General features: G+C 57.3%; 16 protein-coding genes. 13 read left to right on the plus strand and 3 right to left on the minus strand.

Features of this window, described 5'->3' with window-relative positions; translation table 11 throughout:
- The first annotated feature begins 2 nt into the window (after positions 1–2).
- From lepB to acpS, 6 genes are all read left to right on the plus strand, one after another.
- Positions 3–977 (plus strand): signal peptidase I, encoded by a 975-nt coding sequence (gene lepB / locus EGO56_RS04880; protein WP_033733550.1) that lies wholly within the window; start codon positions 3–5, stop codon positions 975–977.
- A gap of 131 nt (positions 978–1108) precedes the next feature.
- Positions 1109–1789, plus strand: a complete 681-nt coding sequence (gene rnc / locus EGO56_RS04885; RefSeq protein ID WP_010257656.1) for a ribonuclease III — start codon at positions 1109–1111, stop codon at positions 1787–1789.
- 144 nt (positions 1790–1933) lie between these two features.
- Positions 1934–2839 (plus strand): GTPase Era, encoded by a 906-nt coding sequence (era, locus tag EGO56_RS04890; RefSeq protein WP_135907842.1) that lies wholly within the window; start codon positions 1934–1936, stop codon positions 2837–2839.
- 4 nt (positions 2840–2843) lie between these two features.
- On the plus strand, positions 2844–3572 hold the full coding sequence (recO, locus tag EGO56_RS04895) for a DNA repair protein RecO (protein ID WP_135907843.1): 729 nt from the start codon (positions 2844–2846) through the stop codon (positions 3570–3572).
- A gap of 72 nt (positions 3573–3644) precedes the next feature.
- The gene (gene pdxJ, locus EGO56_RS04900) at positions 3645–4376 is read left to right on the plus strand and encodes a pyridoxine 5'-phosphate synthase (RefSeq protein WP_013358756.1); all 732 of its coding nucleotides are present in this window, start codon (positions 3645–3647) and stop codon (positions 4374–4376) included.
- Entirely contained in the window at positions 4376–4756 is a 381-nt protein-coding gene (gene acpS, locus EGO56_RS04905) for a holo-ACP synthase (protein ID WP_013358755.1), read from the plus strand. The genes pdxJ and acpS overlap by 1 nt, the downstream gene beginning before the upstream one ends.
- On the opposite strand, the gene EGO56_RS04910 is transcribed toward acpS, so the two are convergent.
- Positions 4753–5001 (minus strand): YfhL family 4Fe-4S dicluster ferredoxin, encoded by a 249-nt coding sequence (locus tag EGO56_RS04910; RefSeq protein WP_110330757.1) that lies wholly within the window; start codon positions 4999–5001, stop codon positions 4753–4755. The two genes, acpS and EGO56_RS04910, sit on opposite strands and share 4 nt — an antisense overlap.
- Before the next feature lie 55 nt (positions 5002–5056).
- Positions 5057–5896, minus strand: a complete 840-nt coding sequence (locus tag EGO56_RS04915) for a MurR/RpiR family transcriptional regulator (protein ID WP_010257643.1) — start codon at positions 5894–5896, stop codon at positions 5057–5059.
- 155 nt (positions 5897–6051) lie between these two features.
- Between EGO56_RS04915 and yfhb the strand changes: the two genes are divergently transcribed.
- Entirely contained in the window at positions 6052–6690 is a 639-nt protein-coding gene (gene yfhb / locus EGO56_RS04920) for a phosphatidylglycerophosphatase C (RefSeq protein WP_033733545.1), read from the plus strand.
- 87 nt (positions 6691–6777) lie between these two features.
- Entirely contained in the window at positions 6778–7245 is a 468-nt protein-coding gene (gene tadA / locus EGO56_RS04925; protein WP_041457032.1) for a tRNA adenosine(34) deaminase TadA, read from the plus strand.
- Here the strand turns inward: tadA and mltF are convergent.
- The gene (mltF, locus tag EGO56_RS04930) at positions 7242–8699 is read right to left on the minus strand and encodes a membrane-bound lytic murein transglycosylase MltF (RefSeq protein ID WP_013358751.1); all 1458 of its coding nucleotides are present in this window, start codon (positions 8697–8699) and stop codon (positions 7242–7244) included. The genes tadA and mltF overlap by 4 nt on opposite strands.
- A gap of 267 nt (positions 8700–8966) precedes the next feature.
- Here mltF and purL point away from each other — a divergent pair, with 267 nt between their 5' ends.
- The 5 genes from purL (at position 8967) to glnB (ending at position 17374) form a co-directional block, all read left to right on the plus strand.
- Complete coding sequence (gene purL / locus EGO56_RS04935) at positions 8967–12854, plus strand: phosphoribosylformylglycinamidine synthase (protein WP_135907844.1); 3888 nt, start codon at positions 8967–8969, stop codon at positions 12852–12854.
- Between the two features lie 563 nt (positions 12855–13417).
- Complete coding sequence (locus EGO56_RS04940) at positions 13418–14845, plus strand: sensor histidine kinase (RefSeq protein WP_061063128.1); 1428 nt, start codon at positions 13418–13420, stop codon at positions 14843–14845.
- Positions 14846–14848: 3 nt separating this feature from the next.
- Complete coding sequence (qseG, locus tag EGO56_RS04945; protein WP_107320023.1) at positions 14849–15517, plus strand: two-component system QseEF-associated lipoprotein QseG; 669 nt, start codon at positions 14849–14851, stop codon at positions 15515–15517.
- Entirely contained in the window at positions 15517–16851 is a 1335-nt protein-coding gene (glrR, locus tag EGO56_RS04950) for a two-component system response regulator GlrR (RefSeq protein WP_135910526.1), read from the plus strand. Before qseG ends, glrR begins: the two co-directional genes overlap by 1 nt.
- 184 nt (positions 16852–17035) lie before the next feature.
- Positions 17036–17374: a nitrogen regulatory protein P-II gene (gene glnB / locus EGO56_RS04955; protein WP_003848647.1), complete on the plus strand. Its 339-nt coding sequence runs from the start codon at positions 17036–17038 to the stop codon at positions 17372–17374.
- Positions 17375–17571: the final 197 nt, after the last annotated feature.

Below are 17571 nucleotides of genomic sequence, written 5' to 3' on the forward strand. Positions count from 1 at the left end.
CAATGGCTAATATGTTCGCCCTGATTCTGGCGATAGCGACGCTGATTACTGGCATCGTCTGGGTAATTGATCGTTTCAAATGGGCACCGGAGCGTCGCGCGAAACAGGCGGCGGCACAAGCCCAGACCGGTAACGCACTTGACAGCAAAACGCTGGCGAAAGTCTCTTCACAGCCAGGCTGGGTTGAGACCACCGCCTCCGTGTTCCCGGTGCTGGCCGTGGTTTTCATCGTGCGTTCGTTTATTTACGAACCGTTCCAGATTCCCTCTGGCTCGATGATGCCAACACTGCTGATTGGTGACTTTATCCTGGTAGAGAAATTCGCCTACGGCATCAAGGATCCGATCACCCAGACCACGCTGATCCCAACCGGTCAGCCGAAGCGCGGCGACATTGCGGTATTTAAATACCCGAAAGATCCGAGCCTGGACTACATTAAGCGCGTTATTGGCCTGCCAGGCGATAAAGTCATCTATGATCCTTACAGCAAAACGCTGACGGTGAAACCGACCTGTGGTGATGATAAAGCCTGCGACACAGCGTTAGCAGTGACTTACACCGACGTTGAGCCAAGCAACTTTATCCAGACCTTTAGCGGCTTTGATGGCAACGAAACCGGCAACGGTTTTTATCAGGTGCCACAGGGTGATACCCTGCGCGGTGGTCTGCGCCTGGGAACCCGCAAAGAGACAATTGGCAACGTGACGCATGACATTCTGCTGGTTAACGAAGCGCAGAGTCAGGCGGGCATGTATTATCAGCAGCCGGGTCAGCCGCAGGCGAGCTGGGTCGTGCCGAAAGGGCAATACTTCATGATGGGCGACAACCGTGATAACAGCGCCGACAGCCGCTACTGGGGCTTTGTCCCTGAGCGTAATCTGGTCGGCAAAGCGGTCGCTATCTGGATGAGCTTTGAGAAACAAGAAGGTCAGTGGCCAACCGGCGTGCGATTCAGTCGCATCGGCGGTATCCACTAATAATTTTGTCTGATTAACAGGCAAATCGGGTGGCCTCCTCAGGGAGGCCACTGCACACCAAACGGAACGTGTTGGACTGCCAGCCCCGTTTGGTATGCAGAGTCACAGACGCAACAAAGAACTGGAATCGCATGAACCCCATCCTGATTAACAAGCTTCAGCGCAAACTGGGCTACACTTTTACTCATTCGGAACTGTTACAGCAGGCCCTGACTCACCGCAGCGCCAGCAGTAAGCACAACGAGCGCCTGGAATTTCTGGGCGATTCTATTCTTAGCTATGTGATTGCGAATGCCCTTTATCACCGCTTCCCGCGGGTTGATGAAGGTGACATGAGCCGCATGCGTGCCACGCTGGTGCGTGGCAATACGCTGGCTGAAATGGCTCGCGAATTTGATCTTGGCGAGTGCCTGCGCTTAGGGCCGGGTGAGCTGAAAAGCGGCGGTTTCCGTCGCGAATCGATCCTGGCGGATACGGTGGAAGCGCTGATTGGCGGCATCTTCCTCGACAGCAGCATCGAGCGGGTAGAGCAGCTGATCCTCGACTGGTATCAGACGCGCCTGGATGAAATCAGTCCTGGCGACAAACAAAAAGATCCCAAAACGCGCCTGCAGGAGTATCTGCAGGGACGTCATCTGCCGCTGCCAAGTTATCTGGTGGTGCAGGTGCGTGGCGAAGCCCACGATCAGGAATTTACCATTCACTGTCAGGTGAGTGGCATGGCCGAGCCGGTCGTCGGCGTCGGCTCCAGCCGCCGTAAAGCCGAGCAGGCAGCGGCTGAACAGGCACTGATAAAATTAGGTCTCGAATAGGTCTGTCGGGGTGACAGTGCCGGACCGGCGCTGAATCAATCACCCTCTCACAGCTCTATCCCGGCGTCAGAAGACGCTGAATGACACATGACTCAAATAGCACTCTACGGCGCCGCATCAGGCGCTGAACAATTCAGGACTCGAATGAGCGAAAACGTTACTTATTGCGGCTTTGTCGCGATTGTTGGCCGACCGAACGTCGGTAAATCCACCTTACTGAACCAGTTGCTGGGGCAGAAGGTGTCGATCACCTCGCGTAAGCCGCAAACCACGCGCCACCGCATCATGGGCATTCATACTGAGGGCAACTATCAGGCGATTTACGTCGATACCCCCGGACTGCACATGGAAGAGAAGCGCGCCATTAACCGTCTGATGAACCGTGCAGCCAGCAGTTCCATTGGCGACGTTGAGCTGGTGATCTTCGTCGTTGAAGGTACCCGCTGGACGCCAGATGATGAGATGGTGTTAAACAAACTGCGCGACAACAAAGTGCCGGTTGTGCTGGCTGTGAATAAAGTCGACAACATCCAGGATAAAACCATTCTGCTGCCGCATCTGCAGTTCCTGAGCCAGCAGATGAACTTCCTTGATATCGTGCCAATCTCTGCGGAGAGCGGCAAAAACGTCGATACCATTGCGGCGATTACCCGCAAGCATCTGCCGCAGGCCGATCATCACTTCCCGGAAGATTACATCACCGATCGCTCTCAGCGTTTCATGGCGTCAGAGATGATCCGTGAAAAACTGATGCGTTTCCTGGGCGCTGAACTGCCTTACTCGGTCACCGTGGAGATTGAGCGCTTCGTGACCAACGAACGCGGCGGTTACGACATTCATGGTCTGATTCTGGTCGAGCGCGAAGGGCAGAAGAAGATGGTGATTGGCAACAAAGGTGCCAAAATCAAAGTCATCGGAACAGAAGCGCGCAGGGACATGGAAGAGATGTTCGAAGCGAAAGTGCATCTCGAACTGTGGGTGAAAGTGAAATCCGGCTGGGCAGATGACGAACGAGCGCTGCGTAGCCTGGGTTATACAGACGAGCTCTGATTCAATGGAAGGCTGGCAACGCGCCTTTGTGCTGCATAGTCGTCCCTATAGCGAAACCAGCCTGCTGCTCGACCTGTTCAGCGAAAACGAAGGGCGGGTTCGGGTGCTGGCCAAGGGCGCACGCTCGCGGCGCTCCCAGCTGAAAGGTGCGTTACAGCCTTTTACCCCGCTGCTGGTTCGCTGGAGCGGGCGTGGGGACGTTAAAACCCTGCGCAACGCCGAAGCGGTGTCGCTGGCTTTACCGCTCAGCGGCATTACGCTCTACTGCGGTCTCTACGTCAATGAGCTGGTCTCTCGCGTACTGCAGCCGGAATCGCCCTTCCAGGAACTCTTCTTCGACTATCTCAACTGCCTTCAGGCATTAGCCTCAACGCACGGCAAGCCCGAACCGGCCCTGCGCCGTTTTGAACTGGCGCTGCTCGGTCACCTGGGCTACGGCGTCGACTTCCTGCATTGCGCTGGTAGCGGCGAGCCGGTCAGCGACGACATGACGTACAGTTACCGTGAAGAGCGCGGTTTTATCGCCAGTCTGGTGGTTAATCAGCGCAGCTTTACTGGCCGTGAGTTGCACGCCCTGTGCGAACGTGAGTTTCCCGATGCCGACACACTGCGCGCCGCGAAGCGGTTTACCCGTATTGCCCTGAAGCCCTACCTGGGTGGCAAGCCGCTGAAAAGTCAGGAGCTGTTCCGCCAGTTTATCCCGAAGAAAAAGCCCGAACAGACAGATGAATAGCGCAGGGTGTACTGACGGTTTATAGTTGCGCGGTACACTCAACATCACGATGGAAAAGAAGTGAGGATGGTTATGGCTGAGTTGCTGTTAGGCGTCAATATCGATCACATTGCCACGGTGCGTAACGCCCGTGGGACAAACTATCCCGACCCGGTGCAGGCGGCGTTCATCGCCGAGCAGGCAGGCGCAGACGGCATTACGGTGCACCTGCGCGAAGATCGCCGTCACATTACCGACCGCGACGTACGTATTCTGCGGGACACCATCCAGACGCGCATGAATCTGGAGATGGCGGTCACCGATGAGATGATCGGCATCGCCTGTGATATCCAGCCCCATTTCTGCTGTCTGGTGCCGGAAAAGCGTCAGGAAGTGACCACGGAAGGCGGACTGGATGTGGCAGGGCAGCAGGAGAAGATGAACGCGGCCGTAAGACTGCTGCGTGACGCGGGCATTCTGGTTTCACTGTTTATTGATGCCGACCACCGCCAGATCGAAGCGGCCGTTGCCACGGGTGCGCCTTACATCGAAATTCACACCGGCGCTTATGCCGAGGCACCCGAGGGACGTGCGCGTGACGCAGAGCTGGCACGCATTCGCCATGCCGCGACCTTTGCCGCCAGCCTGGGGCTGAAGGTGAATGCCGGTCACGGTCTGACCTATCACAACGTGCTGCCGATTGCGGCGCTGCCGGAAATGCATGAGCTGAATATCGGCCATGCGATTATCGGCCGTGCGGTGATGAGTGGCCTGCCGGATGCGGTCAAAGAGATGAAGCAACTGCTGCGTGAAGCCCGCCGCTGATGGCTATTCTGGGACTGGGCAGCGACATCGTTGAGATTGAACGCATCGCCGACGTGATAGCGCGTTCCGGTGACCGGCTGGCGCGTCGGGTATTGAGTGAAGCCGAATGGCAGCAGTATCAGGCGCACAAACAGCCGGTGCGCTTTCTTGCTAAACGCTTTGCGGTTAAAGAGGCGGCAGCCAAAGCCTTTGGCACCGGCATTCGCGGTGGTCTGGCGTTTAATCAGTTCGAAGTTTACAACGATGCGCTGGGTAAACCGGGGTTACGCTTCTTTCAGCAGGCCGCTGACGTGGCAGAGAAGCTGGGCGTTAACCACGTTCACGTAACGCTGGCCGACGAGCGTCACTACGCCTGCGCCACGGTAATCATTGAAAGCTAGCCGTGCAGCAGCACGAACTTATCCCACAGCGCATCGCGTGATTCGGTGTGCTGTGGGTCAGTGATAATGGTATTGTCGATGGGGCAGACACGCTGACAGGTTGGCGCTTCGTAATGCCCGACGCATTCCGTGCAGCGGCTGACATCAATCTCATAGATCGTATCGCCCAGTGAAATCGCCTGGTTCGGGCACTCCGGTTCGCACATATCACAGTTAATGCATCTGGACGTAATCAACAGCGCCATTTATCCCACCTGGTAACAACAGAAAAAACGCGGGTATTATACGCGCTGCCACTGATCAGACCAGCTTTTTCACCAGCGCTTCGCTGTGACGGATATGACTCGACGCGCGTTCCGGATCGTTTTGCACCAGCGCCATAAACAGCAAATCGGTCAGGGCCAGTTGCGCCGTAGTGGAAGAGATCGCCGCGCTGCGGGTGCTCTGCTCTTCCGCCACCGTGTAGAGACAGTAGCTGGCACTCTGTTGCAGGGTGTTCGGCGTAAAGCCGGTAAATGCCACCACATCGGCCCCAACCTGAACCGCTTCCTGCGCCGCCAGATTAATCTCGCGCCGTTCCCCGGTGTAGGAGATAGCGAGCAGCACATCGCCTGGCCCCATCGCCTGCACGCTGGCCAGCAGGGCATGCATGTCCTGTTCCGCCACCGCATTGATACCAATCTTCATCAGCTTCCAGGAGAAGTCCTTTGCCACCAGGCCCGATGCGCCGATGCCGACCAGTAAAATACGCCGGGCATTTTTCAGCAGCTGTAACACATCGTTGAGCTTCTCTTCGCTATTAATATCCAGCGTGGCGCGGATCGCCGAGAGCTTTTCGGTCAGCAGCTTTTCCCCCACCATTTTAAGCGGATCGTCGCTGAGAATATGGTTATGCACGGTAATGGCATCCTTGTCCGCCAGTGACTCACTCAGAGCCAGCTTAAGCGCCGGAAAGCCTTTATATCCCAGCTTCTGAGCAAATTTCACCACGCTCGACTGGCTGACGCCCGACTCTTCCGCCAGCTTTTGCGAACTCAGGTGACGTGCCCGATCGGGTTGCGACAGTAAAAAATCCGCCAGCCGACGCTCGTTCAATGCCAGACGTGGATAAAGCTGGCGAATGCGCAGCAATGAACTCATGCCCAATCCTCGTAATTCAGGGATAATCAGTGAAGAATAAACTATTCATTGGGCATTGTAGTCATCGGAATTAAAAATGACCGTCATCGCCGTACCGCCTGATGATGGCTACACTACTCTTTATCATCCCGGAATCAGCCGTTAAGGAGAGTTGTTTGACCAGGGGAACACAACGTCGCATCGTATTTTTCGACCTCGATGGCACTTTGCATCAGCAGGACATGTTCGGCACCTTTATGCGCTATCTGCTGCGTCGCCGCCCGCTTAATCTGCTGCTGGTGGTGCCGTTACTGCCGGTGGTGGGCATCGGTCTGCTGTTTAAAGGCCGCGCGGCACGCTGGCCCATGAGCCTGCTGCTCTGGTCAATTACCTTTGGCCGCTCCGAGCAGACATTGCTGCGCCTCGAAGCCGAGTTTGCCCAGTGGTTTCGCCTGCGCGTAAAGGCCTTTCCGGTGGTGCAGCAGCGCCTGACGGATTACCTCGGCAGTGATGACGCTGACGTCTGGCTGATCACCGGATCGCCACAGTCGCTGGTGGAGCAGGTCTATTACGACTCCGCGTTTCTGCCACGCGTGAAGCTGATTGCCAGTCAGATGCGTCGTGGCTGGGGCGGGCGTGTGCTGGCGATGCGCTGCCTCGGTCATGAGAAAGTGGCCCAGCTTGAAGAGAAAATCGGCACGCCGTTACAGCTCTACAGTGGCTACAGCGACAGCAAACAGGACAACCCGTTACTGTTCTTCTGTCAGCATCGCTGGCGTGTAACCCCGGCGGGTGAACTACAACAGCTGGAATAAGTTTCGACACGCTCGCAGAGATCGCTATAATGCGCCGCTTTTCAGTCGCCCGGAGTGGTCAGCGTGAAACAACAAGATGAATACTGGATGCGCCACGCGCTTAGCCTGGCGCGCCGCGCCTGGGAGCAGGGCGAAGTGCCGGTGGGTGCGGTGCTGGTTCAGAACGACCGGGTGATTGGCGAAGGCTGGAACCGGCCCATCGGCCAGCACGATCCGACCGCGCATGCAGAGATCATGGCGCTGCGGCAGGGCGGTAAAGTACTGGAAAATTACCGCCTGCTGGATACTACGCTCTACGTCACGCTGGAGCCGTGTGTGATGTGTGCCGGTGCCATGGTTCACAGCCGTATTAGCCGACTGGTCTATGGTGCGCACGATATTAAAAGTGGGGCGGCGGGATCGCTGCTGGATGTGCTGGGCCATCCTGGCATGAATCATCAGGTTGAACTGCACAGCGGCGTGCTGGCTGAAGAGTGTGCCGCCATGCTGAGCGACTTCTTCCGTATGCGTCGCGAGCAGAAAAAAGCGCTGCGTCAGGCGCAACGCCAGGGTTAATTCATGGCGATCTTCGGTTCGACCGCCGGATAGCCCTTCGCCAGTTCGGCCTGGGCTTCAGCCTGCCGCGCCAGACGCTTCTCCTGCTCCTGCAGATAGCCCACCAGGCTTATCTGATACTTGCGGATATTCTCCACGTAGTTATAGGCTTCATGCCCACGGGCATAGCCATAAGCTGTCTGAGTGTAGTAGCGCTTCTGGCTTAACATGGGCAGACGCAGCTTCACATCCGCCCAGCTGTCCGGATTACCGCCCTGGCGTGCCGTCAGCTTGCGGACGTCGAGCATATGGGCATAACCCATGTTATAAGCCGCCAGCGCAAACCAGATGCGCTCATCTTCCGGGATGGTCTGCGGCACCTTCGCCATCATATCCTGCAGATACTGACTGCCGCCGCGAATGCTCTGTTCGGGATCGGTTCGATCACCCACATCCAGGCTATCAGCGGTGTTACGCGTCAGCATCATCATGCCGCGCACGCCGGTCGGTGAGGTAGCCTGCGGGTTCCAGTGCGACTCCTGATAAGAGATCGCCGCCAGCAGTCGCCAGTCGATGCTGGTGGCATACTTCTCAAACAGCGGCTTAATGTCGGGCAGCGTATTGTCGATGGCGCGCAGGAATGTGCGGGTATCAACATAGTCAAAGGTGCCGACGTGACCGAGATATTTCTCCTCCAGCCGCGCCATCGCGCCTTCTTCGCCCATACCATTAAAGAAGTCGAGCATTGCTGCATTCAGGCTGTCGTCATCGCTGTGCCGCACATACCAGGTCACCGGCTCTTCATCGGTAACATCGAACGCCACCGCCAGCTGCGGATAGATGCGCTGCAGCAGGGCGATGGTCACCGAGTCACCAATGGTGTAGTCGAGCTTGCCGTCGGCGACCGCTTCCAGCAGGGCTTTAGGACTCTGATCGGTGGAGATCGCCCAGTCCAGATCGGGGAACTGATTGGAACGCGCGCTCTTGAGCGTGGACAGATAGGCCGATCCGGACGCAACCGTCAGCCGCCCCTTTAAGTCACCGAGGTTTTTAGGGCGTGGCTTATCCACACGATAGACCAGCTGTTGTGAAACGTTGTAGTAACCTGGCCCGGTCTGATAGCGCGTCAGGCGTTCATTGTTGTAGTTCAGGCCAGCGGCCAGCAAATCGGCTTTACCCTCGTCAAGATCATCAAACAGATCGCTCAGGTTAGGACGAACCGTCACCTTCAGTTTGACGCCAAGATAATCGGCGAAGCGTTTTGCCAGCTCATAATCCATACCGGCCGGTAACTGGTTAACTGTGTAGTACGTTAATGGGGAGTTGATGGTACTGACCCGCAGGACTCCCCGTGATTTAATCTGTGAAATCCTGTCCTGCCCACCCCCATACCAGGGAATGGATGGCCACAGCGCTAACGCTAACAGCACGGCAACCAGACCGATAAACAGATAATTAAATTTTAGGCGTTTCAAATAGTTATCTCTCGCTGGCTCTAAGGCCTCTGTCTTTTAAAGGCAGTATTTATCTTCTTTGAACTCCCAGAGCGAGGGGCATTTTGCGCAACAAAATCACACTGAGCAACTTTTATAGCAGCTTTTGCGCAAAATTCAGGCAAATCCGGGTTGCCAAAAATTGTGCGCAAACGGTTTCGTCGCGAGGTCGCTTTCTCTATAATACGCCCCGTTTTCCCTGTTGCGCCCAATCAAGCGTCGCCCGGCGCCCTGACGAGAGACTTATTAATGGAAATTCTGCGTGGTTCGCCCGCCCTGTCGGCATTTCGTGTAAACAAACTGCTGACCCGCTTTCAGGACGCTCATCTGCCGGTGAGTGATATTTACGCTGAGTACATCCATTTTGCTGATGTCAGTACGCCTTTAACCGCTGACGAACAGAGCCGCCTGCAACGCCTGCTGAAGTATGGTCCCTCTCTCGCTGAACATGCCCCACAGGGACGTCTGCTGCTGGTGACACCACGTCCCGGCACCATTTCGCCCTGGTCATCCAAAGCCACCGACATTGCTCATAACTGCGGCCTGCCGCAGGTACGCCGTCTGGAACGCGGTCTGGCCTTTTATGTGCAGGCTCCGCAACTGACGGAAGCGCAGTGGCAGACGCTGGGCACACTGCTGCACGATAGGATGATGGAGACGGTCTATAGCGATCTGGCGCAGGCTGAGCAGCTGTTTGCGCACCATACGCCGCAGCCGGTGAAGAGCGTCGATCTGCTGGGTGAGGGCCGTCAGGCGCTGGTTCAGGCAAATATCTCACTGGGTCTGGCGCTGGCAGACGATGAAATTGACTACCTGGTGGCGGCATTTACCGCGCTGGGCCGCAATCCCAACGACATTGAACTCTATATGTTTGCGCAGGCGAACTCTGAGCACTGTCGTCACAAGATCTTCAACGCCGACTGGATTATCGACGGCGAGAAACAGCCGAAGTCGCTGTTTAAGATGATCAAAAACACCATGGAGCAGACGCCGGACTTCGTGCTCTCTGCTTATAAAGATAACGCCGCCGTGATGGAAGGGTCAGAAGTCGGCCGCTTCTTTGCTGACGCCGGCGAGAGCGAGTACCGCTGGCATCAGGAAGCCGCGCACATCCTGATGAAGGTGGAGACGCATAACCATCCAACGGCCATCTCGCCGTGGCCAGGCGCCGCGACCGGTTCCGGTGGTGAGATCCGTGATGAAGGCGCAACCGGACGCGGCTCCAAGCCCAAAGCGGGCCTGGTTGGATTCTCGGTTTCTAACCTGCGCATCCCTGGCTTTGAACAGCCGTGGGAAGAGGATTTCGGCAAACCGGCGCGCATCGTCAGCGCGCTGGAAATCATGACCGACGGCCCCTTGGGCGGCGCTGCGTTTAACAATGAATTTGGTCGTCCGGCACTGAATGGCTATTTCCGTACCTATGAAGAGCAGGTCACCAGCCACAACGGCACCGAGCTGCGCGGCTATCACAAGCCGATTATGCTGGCGGGCGGCATCGGTAACATCCGTGCCGATCACGTGCAGAAAGGCGAAATCACCGTCGGCGCGAAGCTGGTGGTGCTGGGTGGACCGGCTATGAACATTGGCCTGGGCGGCGGCGCGGCATCATCTATGGCCTCGGGCCAGTCTGATGCCGATCTCGACTTCGCCTCGGTTCAGCGTGATAACCCGGAAATGGAACGCCGTTGCCAGGAAGTGATCGACCGCTGCTGGCAGCTGGGCGATGAGAACCCGATTCTGTTTATTCACGACGTAGGCGCGGGCGGCCTTTCCAACGCCATGCCGGAGCTGGTCAGCGATGGTGGCCGCGGTGGCCGGTTTAACCTGCGTGACATCCTGAGTGACGAGCCAGGCATGAGCCCGCTGGAAGTCTGGTGTAACGAATCACAGGAACGTTATGTGATGGCCGTCGCGCCCGATCAGCTCGCGCAGTTTGAGGCGATCTGCCAGCGCGAACGTGCTCCGTTCGCGGTGATTGGTGAAGCGACCGAAGAACTGCACCTGAGCCTGGAAGATAGTCATTTCGATAATAAGCCAATCGACATGCCGCTTGACGTGCTGCTGGGCAAAACGCCGAAGATGACGCGTGATGTGGTGACACAGCAGGCACAGGGTACTGAACTGCAGCGCGACGGCATTACGCTGGTCGATGCGGTGAATCGCGTGCTGCATCTGCCTGCCGTAGCGGAGAAAACCTTCCTGATCACCATCGGTGACCGCAGCGTGACCGGCATGGTAGCGCGCGATCAGATGGTCGGCCCGTGGCAGATCCCGGTTGCCAACTGTGCGGTGACCACCGCCAGTCTCGACAGCTACCACGGCGAAGCCTTTGCCCTGGGCGAACGTTCACCGGTTGCGCTGCTGGACTTCGCGGCGTCGGGTCGTCTGGCGGTGGGTGAAGCACTGACTAACCTGGCGGCCACGCAGATTGGTTCGCTGAAGCGCGTGAAACTCTCGGCTAACTGGATGTCTGCAGCCGGCCATCCGGGCGAAGATGCCGGTTTATATGCGGCGGTGAAAGCGGTCGGCGAAGAGCTTTGCCCGGCGCTGGGGATCACTATCCCGGTCGGTAAAGATTCGATGTCGATGAAAACCCGCTGGCAGGAAGGCACCGAACAGCGAGAGATGACCTCACCGCTGTCGCTGGTGATTACCGCGTTTGCCCGCGTCGAAGATGTTCGTCGTACCGTCACGCCACAGCTGCAGGCCGATCAGGATAACCTGCTGCTGCTGATTGACCTGGGCAACGGCGCGAATACGCTGGGTGCAACCGCGCTGTCGCAGGTCTATCGTCAGCTCGGCGATAAACCTGCCGACGTGCGTAATGCCACACAGCTGGCGGGCTTCTTCAATGCGATTCAGGCGCTGGTGGCTGAGCAGAAACTGCTGGCCTACCACGACCGCTCCGACGGCGGTCTGCTGGTGACCTTGGCCGAAATGGCGTTTGCCGGTCACTGCGGTATCGACGTTGATATCGCCTCGCTGGGCAACGATGCGCTGGCTGCTCTGTTTACCGAAGAGCTGGGTGCGGTGATCCAGATCAATGCCGCCGATCGCGCGGTGGTTGAGCAGATCCTGGCGGATCACGGCCTTGCCGCCTCGACGCATCTGCTGGGCAGCGCACAGCCGGGCGATCGCTTTGTGATCCGTGCCGGTGACAGCGCGGTTTACAGCGAAAGCCGTACCACGCTGCGCACCTGGTGGGCGGAAACCACCTGGCAGATGCAGCGCCTGCGCGACAACCCGGCGTGTGCCGATCAGGAACATGAAGCGAAGAAGAACGACAGTGACCCTGGCCTGAACGTGAATCTGACCTTTAATCCGCAGGAAGATGTGGCGGCGCCGATGATCGCTACGGGCGCACGTCCACGCGTCGCGGTGCTGCGTGAGCAGGGCGTGAACTCCCACGTCGAGATGGCCGCTGCCTTTGACCGGGCCGGTTTCACCGCCATTGACGTTCACATGAGCGATCTGCTGGCCGGACGTCGCGGTCTGGAAGAGTTCCAGGCGCTGGTTGCCTGTGGCGGCTTCTCTTACGGTGATGTGCTGGGTGCCGGTGAGGGCTGGGCGAAATCGATTCTGTTCAACCCGCGCGTGCGTGACGAGTTCGAAACCTTCTTCCATCGTCCACAAACCCTGGCGCTGGGCGTCTGCAACGGTTGCCAGATGATGTCGAATCTGCGCGAATTGATCCCGGGCAGCGATCTCTGGCCGCGCTTCGTGCGTAACCAGTCTGAGCGCTTTGAAGCACGCTTCAGCCTGGTCGAAGTGGCCGCCAGTCCGTCACTGCTGCTGGACGGCATGGCCGGTTCGCATATGCCTATCGCGGTTTCGCACGGTGAAGGCTTTGTCGAAGTCCGTGATGCGACGCATCTGGCAGCGCTGGAGTCGAAAGGGCTGGTGGCACTGCGCTTTGTCGATAACTTCGGCAAGGTGACAGAAACCTATCCGGCTAACCCAAATGGTTCTCCTAACGGCATCACCGCCGTGACCAATGAAAGTGGCCGCGTCACCATTATGATGCCGCATCCGGAGCGCGTGTTCCGTACCGTCAGTAACTCCTGGCATCCAGCTGAGTGGGGCGAAGACAGTCCGTGGATGCGCATTTTCCGCAATGCGCGCAGACAGCTGGGTTAATTTAATCCACTGAAATGAACAGGAGGCCAGCGTGCCTCCTGTTCTTTTTTTGCGCCGCTGTTGGCAAATGGCGACAACAGGGTCGTTGCACTGTCGCTGTATGGCGACATTTATCTCGTTGATTTTTAATGTGTGCTTATCAGACTGGTTTTAGTGTCGCCTTACGGAGACAGGCAGCCTGTGCTGATATAAGATTTTTCGCGACAGTCAGCGGGCGGGCCTGCTCAATTTGCTGAAAAATATAATGATTTATTTTCTGGCATGGAACTTGCTATACTCATGCAGCTGCTCATTCACCTGTTTATGATTGCCCCGCTTAGCGGATAAGAGCTCATAAAGTCCGAATGACGCACCAAACGGAGCCTGCCGTCCACCTGACCGATAATCGCTTGCGTTATCAAACACCGGACGTAACGTTGAGTAAGGCTCCACCCATTCTTACGCGATGCACTACGCGTCGTGCCAGCGGCAGGCCATTGAGCCTGCCGTTTTCTTTTGTTCCCCTTTCTTCCGCTGACAGAGTCCGCTAGCATCCAGACAGCGAATCTTAAGGAAGCGGCTGCGTGAAAAAATGGCGTTTATTTCCCCGTTCTCTGCGTCAGCTGGTGCTGATGGCGTTTGTCCTGGTGCTGCTGCCCCTGCTGGTACTGGCCTGGCAGGCGTGGGAAAGTCTCTCTGCATTAAGCGAACAGGCTGCGGACACCAACCGCAATACCTTTACCGATGTACGCAGAAGTGAGGCGATGGCGCGAACGGCGGTTGAGCTGGAGCGTAGCTATCGCCAGTACTGCGTGCTGGATGATGCCTCGCTGGCGCGCCTCTATCAGACTCAGCATACCCGCTACAGTCAGATGCTGAGCTCACACAGCGCGAGCCTGCCCGAACTGCCCGCATTCCAGACCTTACAGGCGACGCTGCCGCTGCTGACGCCACTGAAATGTGACAATGGCAATCCGGTGCCAGTTGCCGCAGAGGCGCTGGATCGCTTTTCTGCGACCAATGCGCAGATGGTGCAGGACACGCGCGAGGTGGTCTTTTCGCGTGGCTTACAGTTGCAGCGCGAAATTGCCGATCGCGGCCAGTTTTTTGGCTGGCAGGCGCTGATTCTGTTTATCATCAGTCTGGCACTGATGACGCTGTTTACCGGCATGATTATCGGTCCGGTTAAGCGCATTGAGCGGATGATCAACCGGCTTGGCGAAGGGCGGGCACTGGGTAACAGCGGGACATTTCGCGGTCCGCGCGAATTGCGATCGCTGGGACAACGCATCGTCTGGCTCAGCGAGCGGCTTCAGTGGCTGGAATCGCAGCGTCATGAATTTCTTCGCCATCTCTCTCACGAGCTGAAAACGCCGCTGGCCAGCCTGCGTGAAGGCACGGAACTGCTGGCGGACGAAGTCGCCGGGTCGCTGAATGCCGATCAAAAAGAGGTAGTCACTATCCTCGACAGCAGCAGCCGCCATCTGCAGCAGCTGATTGAACAGCTGCTCGATTACAACCGCAAACTGGCGGATGGCCCGATCGCGCTGGAGCCGGTCAGCGTGGCGGAGATAGTGGAAGACGTCGTTAACGCACATGCGCTCTCGGCGCGCGCCAAACTGATGCAGACGGTCGTCGATCTTAAGGTCAGTCACTGCCTTGCAGAACCGATGTTACTGATGCGGGTCATCGATAACCTCTATTCGAACGCCGTGAACTACGGCAGCGAATCCGGTACCATCTGGCTTCGCAGTCAGCAGCAGGGCGATCGGGTCTGGATTGAGGTCGCGAATAGTGGCTCGCCGATCCCGCCGGAAGAGCAGGCGATGATTTTCGAACCGTTCTACCAGGGCAGCCAGCAGCGTAAAGGGCCGGTGAAAGGCAGCGGACTGGGATTGAGTATCGCTAAAGATTGCCTGCGCCGGATGCAGGGCGACCTGACGCTGGTCTCCTGCGAGCAGGCTGACGTCTGTTTTCGAATTGAACTTAACACCACAGCCGGGAAAGTCTGACTGATGAAATATTTACCCGCTTTGCTGTTGAGCACGCTGACTACGCTGCTCCTCAGCGGATGTACGACCTCCCCGGCCACCTCCTCTTTGCCGTCAGGCCATCAGGTGGCGGAACCCGAGGTCAGAATCGCTGATTACCTGGCGACCCGCTGCAGTGACCTGTGGCCGATAGAAAATAGTACGGCGCTGGGTAACACCCTCTACTGGATGCGGGCGATCGACTGTGCCGAACGTCTTTCTCCCGCGGAGGCCCGTGCCGAAGCCCATCGCTGGCCGGCTGAAAACTGGTCGCGCGCCTTCAAGCAGGGCGTACTGATGTCCAACGGCAACGTGACGCCTGTTGAACGTCGTCGCTATGTTGAAACCCTGGATCGCTACAGCAGCGATTTTCCGCAGTCCGTGCGCCCGCTGATTCAGCTGTGGCGCAGTAATCAGACCGCGCAGCTTGACCTCAGTGAAGCGCGCACCCGTTATGCCCATCTGCAGCAGAGCAGTGATACGCAGCTGGAGGCGATACGCCAGCAGATGGTGAAACAGCAGCAGCAGCTCAGCGACACGCAGCATAAGCTGGAGCGGCTGACTGACATTGAGCGCCAGCTTTCATCACGCAAAGCCCCGGATGTGTCTGACAGCGGTCACGGCACGGCACTGCCGCAGGATGAGGAGCAATGATGGTGAGACAAGCGGCAAAATTGCTGCTGGTGGATGACGATCCCAGCCTGCTGAAGCTGCTGGGCATGCGTCTTCGCAGCGAAGGATATCAGGTCACCACCGCGGCCAGCGGACCTGAAGCGTTGCGTCTGCTACAGAAAGAGAAAATCGAGCTGGTGATCAGCGATCTGCGGATGGATGAAATGGACGGTCTGGCGCTGTTTGGCGAAATCCAGAAGCGTCACACCGGTCTGCCGGTGATTATCCTGACGGCGCACGGCTCCATTCCGGACGCGGTCTCTGCCACGCAGCAGGGCGTCTTCAGCTTCCTGACCAAACCGGTGGACAAAGATGCGCTCTATAAAGCGATTGATGAGGCGCTGGCACAGCAGGCGCCGGTCAGCGATGACCGCTGGCGCGAAGCGATTGTCACCCGCAGCCCGCTGATGTTGAAGCTGCTGGAGCAGGCGCACATGGTGGCGCAGTCCGACTTCAGCGTGCTGATTAACGGTCAGAGCGGCACCGGTAAAGAGATGCTGGCGCAGGCAATTCACGCCGCCAGCCCGCGTAACGGCAAGCCGTTTGTCGCCATTAACTGTGGCGCACTGCCTGAGCAACTGCTGGAATCAGAGCTGTTCGGTCACGCTAAAGGGGCGTTTACCGGTGCGGTCAGTGCCCGTGACGGTTTGTTTAAAACCGCGGGCGGCGGCACGCTGTTCCTGGATGAGATTGGCGATATGCCGCAACCGCTGCAGGTGAAATTGCTGCGGGTGCTGCAGGAGCGTAAGGTCAGGCCGCTGGGCAGCGATCACGATATTGAGATCGACGTGCGCATCATTTCAGCTACCCATCGCGATCTGCCAAAGGCGATGGAGAAGAAGGAATTCCGTGAGGATCTCTTCTATCGTCTGAATGTGGTGAACCTGAAGATTCCGGCGCTGCATCAGCGCACCGAAGATATCCCGCTGCTGGCTAATCATCTGTTACGTCAGGCGGCAGAACGGCATAAACCGCAGATTCGCAGTTTTTCCGTCGATGCGATGAAGCGTCTGATGGCGGCCAGCTGGCCAGGCAACGTGCGTCAGCTGGTGAACGTGATTGAGCAGTGCGTGGCACTGAGTTCATCGCCGGTAATTAGCGATGCGCTGGTGGAGCAGGCCTTAAGCGGCGAAAACAGCGCGTTGCCGACCTTTGCGGAGGCGCGCAATCAGTTTGAGCTGAACTATCTGCGCAAGCTGTTGCAGATGACCAAAGGCAATGTGACCAACGCCGCACGTCTGGCCGGGCGTAATCGCACGGAGTTCTATAAGCTGCTGTCCCGGCATGAACTGGACGCCAGTGATTTCAAAGAGTAGCGGGGGAGGCAAAGTGATACCGGGAGGTTGACTGCTCAGGCCCGACGCAGAATGGCTGCAGTCAGCACAATCTGACAGCGCTTGCGGCAACCTGAAGAAACCCGGATATTACCGCCCGACAGCGCCAGTAACATTTATACTTGATAAACCCTCTGACCATGGAGGGAGTGAAAAAGGGTCTGACATGAAAAAGATTGATGCGATTATCAAACCATTCAAACTCGATGATGTTCGTGAAGCCTTAGCGGAAGTGGGCATCACCGGGATGACCGTGAGTGAAGTGAAGGGCTTTGGTCGCCAGAAAGGGCACACCGAGCTGTACCGCGGCGCAGAGTATATGGTCGATTTTTTACCTAAAGTGAAAATCGAGATGGTGGTGGGCGACGATATCGTTGATACCTGCGTCGAGACCATTATGCGCACGGCGCAGACCGGCAAAATCGGTGACGGTAAGATCTTCGTTTTCGACGTGGCGCGCGTGGTGCGTATCCGTACGGGTGAAGAGGATGAAGAGGCGATCTGATTGTCTTTTTATGCTGGAAAAACCTGGTGAGGTTAGCTGTGAGACAGTATTTATCCGGCTTTTAGCTGATTTTTCGCTGCCAGATTTATATTGGATTAGCAGCAGTTTGCAACAAGTAGCTGCTTGATTGTGCCTGCTCAGGAAACACGGTCAGATCGGAAAGGCGCTTAAACCGTCCCTGGCCGCTCGGCCCGCGC

Origin of the sequence: Pantoea vagans (assembly GCF_004792415.1) — a bacterium.
GTDB lineage: Bacteria > Pseudomonadota > Gammaproteobacteria > Enterobacterales > Enterobacteriaceae > Pantoea > Pantoea vagans.